Source organism: Corallococcus sp. 4LFB (assembly GCF_046520365.1).
Taxonomy (GTDB): domain Bacteria; phylum Myxococcota; class Myxococcia; order Myxococcales; family Myxococcaceae; genus Corallococcus; species Corallococcus caeni.
Genome location: NZ_JBKGHJ010000811.1, coordinates 1 through 2421, shown reverse-complemented (window position 1 = coordinate 2421; position 2421 = coordinate 1). Strand labels below are relative to the sequence as shown.

Below are 2421 nucleotides of genomic sequence, written 5' to 3'. Positions count from 1 at the left end.
GGCCACCGTCGCGCGCATGCTGGGGCACCTGCGTTCGGTGCTCCAGGCCGTCGTCCGGGACGTGCGGCAGCCCCTGTCCGCGCTGCCGCTCATGGACGAAGCCGAGCAGCGCCAGTTGCTCATCGACTGGAACGACACGCGGTCGCCGTTCCCCCACGAGACCTCCATCCACCAGCGCTTCGCGGAGCAGGCGCGCGCGACGCCGGACGCGGTGGCCGTGGTCTTCGGCGACGAACACCTCACGTACCGGCAGCTGGACGAGCGCGCCAACCAGCTCGCCCACGCGCTCATCGGCCTGGGCGTGCGTCCGGGCACTCGCGTGGCGCTGGGCCTGGGACGCTCGCTCGACCTCATCGTGGCCATCCTTGGCGTGCTCAAGGCCGGCGCGGCCTACGTCCCGCTGGAGATGAGTTACCCCCACGAGCGCCTCGCGATGCTGCTGGAGGACTCCGGCGCCCCCGTGCTGGTGACCCGCTCCGACTGGGAGCAGAGCCTCCCGTCCTTCTTCGGCGCCACCCTGCTGCTGGACGACGAGGCCCCGCTCCTCGCGCGCAAGCCGACTCACGCGCCCAGCGTGTCCGCGTCCGCGGACAGCCTGGCCTACGTGATGTTCACCTCCGGCTCCACCGGCCGGCCCAAGGGCGTCATGGTGCCCCACCGCGGCGTCATGCGGCTGGTGTGCGGCGCGTCCTACTTCCGCTTCGGCCCGGAGCACCGGTACTTCCAGCTGGCGCCCACCGCCTTCGACGCCTCCACGATGGAGATCTGGGGCGCCCTGCTGCACGGGGCGCAGCTGGTGCTCGCGCCGCCGCATTCGCTGTCGCTGGAGGAGCTCGCGGCCTTCTTCCGCCGCCATGCTCCGACGAGCGTCGTCCTTACCACCGCGCTCTTCGAGCAGCTGGCGCTCCACCAGGGAGAGACCCTGGCGCGGGTGTCCCAGCTCATGATTGGCGGCGACGTGATGCCCGCCGAGCGCGCCCGTCAGCACCTGGCGAAGCTGGCCCCCGGTTCCGTGCTCATCAACGGCTACGGCCCCACGGAGAACACCACCGCCTCCACCGCGCACATCATGACCGCGGCGTCCGCCGTCGGGCATGCGGTGCCCATCGGCAAGCCCATCGGGCAGTCGACGGTCTACGTGCTGGACACCCACCTGCGGCCCGTGCCCGTGGGCGTGGCCGGTGAGCTGTTCGTCGGTGGCGCCGGCCTGGCGTGGGGCTATCTGCGCCGCCCCGACCTCACCGCCGAGCGCTTCGTTCCCAACGCCTTCACCCCGTCGCCCGGCGAGCGCCTCTACCGCACGGGCGACAGGGCCCGCTGGCGCGCGGACGGCACGTTGGAGTTCCTGGGCCGCACCGACTTCCAGGTGAAGGTGCGCGGCTTCCGCATCGAGCCGGGCGAGGTGGAGTCCGCGCTGCAGCGGCTGCCCGGCGTCGCCGAGACGCTGGTGATGGCCCGCGAGGACGTGCCCGGCGACAAGCGTCTGGTCGCCTACGTCGCCATTCCTTCCGGCGCGGGAGGACCGACGCTGGACGCCGCGGCGCTGCGAGCACACCTCCAGCAGCAGCTGCCCGGGCACATGGTGCCGACCGCCTTCGTCGTGATGGAGGCCCTGCCCCTCACGCCCAACGGCAAGGTGGACCGCGCGGCCCTGCCCGTCCCCTCCGCGGCCGCGCTGGAGCGCGGACGGTACGTGCCTCCGACGACTCCCACCGAGCAGAAGCTCGCGGCCCTCTGGACCGAGGTGCTCCGCGTGGAGCGGATCGGCGCGGAGGACGACTTCTTCGAGGTGGGCGGGCACTCGCTGCTGGCCACCCAGCTCGTCTCGCGCGTGCTCGTGGCCTTCGGCGTGGAGCTGCCGCTGCGCACGTTCTTCGAAGCGCCCACCCTGGCGGGACTCGCCCGGCGCATCGACGAGGCCGGGCCTCGGGCTTCCGAGGAGGAGTGGCCCGCGTTGACGCCGGTGCCTCGCACGGGGGACCTGCCGCTGTCGTTCGCGCAGCAGCGGCTGTGGCTGATTGATCAGCTGGAGCCCGGAAGCCTCGCCTACAACATTCCCACCGCCCTGCGGATGCAGGGGGCCGTGGACGTCGCGGCCCTGGAGCAGGCCTTCCGCGCCCTCATCGAACGGCACGAGCCCCTGCGCACCACCTTCGCGCCACGGCAGCCCGAGCCCGTCCAGGTCATCCACCCCGCCGTCGACTTCTCCCTGTCAGTGGTGGACCTGGGTGCACTGGGGGACGCGGCGCTGGAGGAGTCGCGGCGACTGGCCTCCGCCGAGGCCATGCGTCCGTTCGATCTCGCGCAGGGACCGCTGCTGCGTGTCCAGTTGTTGCGGCTCGCGGCCACCGAGCACGTGCTGCTCTTGACGATGCACCACATCGTCTCCGACGGCTGGTCCATGGGCGTGCTCGTGCGCGA

General features: G+C 72.3%; 1 protein-coding gene. It reads left to right on the top strand.

From position 1 onward, the window contains the following. The coding region (locus ACLEQD_RS41425; protein WP_410391420.1) for an amino acid adenylation domain-containing protein at nucleotides 1-2421 on the top strand (2421 nt) is incomplete at both ends.